7 protein-coding genes are annotated in these 2,552 nt (G+C 67.0%); 6 read left to right on the plus strand and 1 reads right to left on the minus strand.

Annotated elements, in window-relative coordinates; translation table 11 throughout:
* From QZY03_RS31860 to QZY03_RS31885, 6 genes are all read left to right on the plus strand, one after another.
* The coding region (locus QZY03_RS31860; protein ID WP_295588534.1) for a transposase at positions 1-156 on the plus strand (156 nt) is incomplete at its 5' end.
* A gap of 38 nt (positions 157-194) precedes the next feature.
* Positions 195-341, plus strand: a complete 147-nt coding sequence (locus tag QZY03_RS31865; RefSeq protein ID WP_295588516.1) for a hypothetical protein — start codon at positions 195-197, stop codon at positions 339-341.
* Positions 334-537, plus strand: a complete 204-nt coding sequence (locus QZY03_RS31870) for a hypothetical protein (protein ID WP_295588519.1) — start codon at positions 334-336, stop codon at positions 535-537. Before QZY03_RS31865 ends, QZY03_RS31870 begins: the two co-directional genes overlap by 8 nt.
* Positions 534-863, plus strand: coding sequence for a hypothetical protein (locus tag QZY03_RS31875; protein ID WP_295588522.1), 330 nt, complete (start codon positions 534-536; stop codon positions 861-863). The genes QZY03_RS31870 and QZY03_RS31875 overlap by 4 nt, the downstream gene beginning before the upstream one ends.
* Before the next feature lie 50 nt (positions 864-913).
* A complete protein-coding gene (locus QZY03_RS31880) occupies positions 914-1,207 on the plus strand; it encodes a phage protein GemA/Gp16 family protein (protein WP_295588525.1) in 294 nt (97 codons plus the stop codon).
* Positions 1,207-1,638, plus strand: a complete 432-nt coding sequence (locus tag QZY03_RS31885) for a hypothetical protein (RefSeq protein ID WP_295588528.1) — start codon at positions 1,207-1,209, stop codon at positions 1,636-1,638. The genes QZY03_RS31880 and QZY03_RS31885 overlap by 1 nt, the downstream gene beginning before the upstream one ends.
* A gap of 29 nt (positions 1,639-1,667) precedes the next feature.
* Here QZY03_RS31885 and QZY03_RS31890 read toward each other — a convergent pair whose 3' ends face one another.
* Positions 1,668-2,378: a hypothetical protein gene (locus QZY03_RS31890; RefSeq protein ID WP_363169794.1), complete on the minus strand. Its 711-nt coding sequence runs from the start codon at positions 2,376-2,378 to the stop codon at positions 1,668-1,670.
* Between the last annotated feature and the right edge of the window lie 174 nt (positions 2,379-2,552).

Raw genomic sequence — 2,552 nt, forward strand, 5'->3', positions numbered from 1 at the left:
CAGCCAGCCCGGCGCTGGGTGGTCGAACGGACAATCGCCTGGCTGAAAGTGTTTCGGGCGAGTCGGACACGTTACTGTTGTCGGGCCACGAACTACTTGGCGATGATTCACCTGGCCTGTGCCCTAATCCTGTCCAGGAAACTTGCAGCCGCTTGAAGGCAGGAGTAAGCATATTCTGTGCCGGATGTCCTCTAATGCAGAGCCGCAATCAGACAGTGCTGATCCTGACCCCTGAGCAGTACGCGAAGCTGTTCATCGCGATGCAACAGCGGGGCGCCAACGCCGAACAACCTTTGTCTACCCCAGACCCGGACGCGCTGGAGGAGGCACCCCATGGTTAGGCGCCCTTATCGCCGCTACACCGTCGAGTACGTGACCACCGGTGCGCCCGCACCCACGGCCAGTCATCGCAAGATTTGGTCAGGCAGCACGCTGCGGCGCACCGAGGTCACCGCCGCCTCGGCCGCTCAAGCTTGCTGGCGGGCGGCCCTGCGCTGCGGCGGGTCCAAGCATCGCACCGTGGGACGGGCGCTATGAGCGCGGCGCATCCAGAAGAGAAGCGGATTGCGCTGGCCTGTGCCGGTGAGCCGGTCACGGTCACCGGCAAGCATTGGCACTTCGGGCTGTACCTGTGCCATGTCGGCGACCTGCCGGTGGCCCCGCCCGATACGCCGGACGGGGCGGTGTGGGAGATCATCGACGGGGTGACCGGCGCACTGATCAGCGCCGGGGACACCCGCGGCGCGGCGATCGATGCCGCTCAACTGCGCCTCGCCGGGCTGAAGGCGCTGACCGGTCTTAGCACCAATGCGCTGCTGGCGGACGCCCGGCGCCAGTATCGGGAGCGCCACGATGCCGACTGAAATCGTCTGTACCGTCTGCGGCGCCCGGCAGCCGTTGGTGGCCGCGCTGGATGCGCCGGCCACGGCGGCGGCCTGGTTGGCAGCGCACCGGCGGTGCCGAGTCATCGATCATCCAGCGCTGTCACCCGGCACGGCGGGCGCAGTGGCGCAAGGTCTGTGCACTGTGGATCACGCTGGCCGGCGCTGGCGCGGTGCGCGACCGCTCCGAGCAGGCCATGCTGACCTGGTGCCGCCGCCTGGTACGCGAAGACCGCATCGAGTGGGCCAGCGTCGGCAGCCTGCATCTGTGCATCGAAGGGCTCAAGGACTGGGCCGCCCGTGAGCAGGTTGCCAAGGTGGGATAATGGAGCGCCTGGACCCCTCACTGCTGCCCCCGCAGATCCGCATGTTGGTCCGCCTCCTCGGCACCGAGGACGCGGTCGCCCTCCTGCGGACCTGGGGCGGACAGCGGCGGTGGGTCCCGGCCGACCCGTCCTTAGCCTGCCCTGACCTCCGCACCTGTCTCTCCCCGGCCGGACTGATCGCCCTCTGCCAATCCCAGTTCGGGGGCCTGGCCACCGACTGGCCGAAGGTCGACAAAGCCCTGCGCCAGTCGATCCACGCCGCCATGCGCGCCGACCGCGCCGCTGGTGCCACCGCCAACGAACGCGCCAAACGCTACAGCTACACCAGCCGGCGCGTCCGCACCATCGCCCCCTCCCACCATTTACAGGATTTACACCCCTCCGTAAATTCCGTAAATCCCGACGATCTGCAACTTGATTTGTTCCGATAACCGCACAGCGCGGCGGTTTTTGTCGCAAATCATCTGTCCGACGCTGCACCTGACTTCGTTGTTTTTCTTCGTTTTCTGACTTTTTGTAATTCGCAATCGAAATGGTGCCCTACACCGGCGGCGAACCCGGCGGCGTCCGCGGCGCGCGCCGCTTGGGTCAGGTCGAGCAGTTCCGCGGCGTCGTCGCGCACCATGAAGTGGGCGATCAGCGGGGCGTCGCGTACCAACTCGCCCCAGAGTTCGGCGCCCTCCAGCAGTTTGCGCTGCTCCAGCACCACTTCCGGTCTGGGCCGCAGCCCGTCCGGCCGGCCGGCGGCGGCCCAACCGGCAGCGTCCTGCGCCAGGCGGGGGCGCAACATCAGGGCCTCGCGGCGCCGCTCGATCCACTGTGCCAAAGCGGGCCAGGCGTTGAACAGCGCCTCGTGGGCGACCTCCACCACGCGGCCCTGAAGGACGTCGGCGGTGGACGCCGTCTCACCCCGCCCGGCGGTGACCAGCAACCGGGCCTGGGGTCCGGCCAGTTCGCGGATCAGCGCCTGTGCCGACGCGTCCCCCTCCCAATAGGCGAGGTCCTCCCGCCGGCGGGTCGCCTCGCCGTCGAGCCGCACGGTGAGCAACCGCGAGAAGACCCGCGGCAAGATCGCGTCGAGGTCGACTCCGGCGCGGGCGACCGCCTCGCAGGCCCGTTGCGCGATCACCCCCGCGAGCCCGCCGATGGCGTCATAGTCGGCCTCGCCCAGTGTCGGCTCGGGCTGGCCGCAGCAGCGGGTATATAGTGCCTGAAAGAAAACTCAACGTTTTCTGCAGCGCCTATTCGCTGTCGCGGGGAAATTTCGCGGCGTGATCATTCATCGCGATGAATACAAAGCATAGTGTGTTCATAATAGTGCGAGAATAAGAATTACTCTTATTAC

It is taken from the genome of uncultured Lamprocystis sp. (genome assembly GCF_903933125.1).
Classification (GTDB): domain Bacteria; phylum Pseudomonadota; class Gammaproteobacteria; order Chromatiales; family Chromatiaceae; genus Thiodictyon.

Excerpts from the sequence above, each read along its gene's own strand:
- QZY03_RS31865 (WP_295588516.1), top strand. The coding sequence starts at position 195 with ATGCAGAGCCGCAATCAGACAGTGCTGATCCTGACCCCTGAGCAGTAC.
- QZY03_RS31870 (WP_295588519.1), top strand. The coding sequence starts at position 334 with ATGGTTAGGCGCCCTTATCGCCGCTACACCGTCGAGTACGTGACCACC.
- QZY03_RS31875 (WP_295588522.1), top strand. The coding sequence starts at position 534 with ATGAGCGCGGCGCATCCAGAAGAGAAGCGGATTGCGCTGGCCTGTGCC.
- QZY03_RS31880 (WP_295588525.1), top strand. The coding sequence starts at position 914 with ATGCGCCGGCCACGGCGGCGGCCTGGTTGGCAGCGCACCGGCGGTGCC.
- QZY03_RS31885 (WP_295588528.1), top strand. The coding sequence starts at position 1,207 with ATGGAGCGCCTGGACCCCTCACTGCTGCCCCCGCAGATCCGCATGTTG.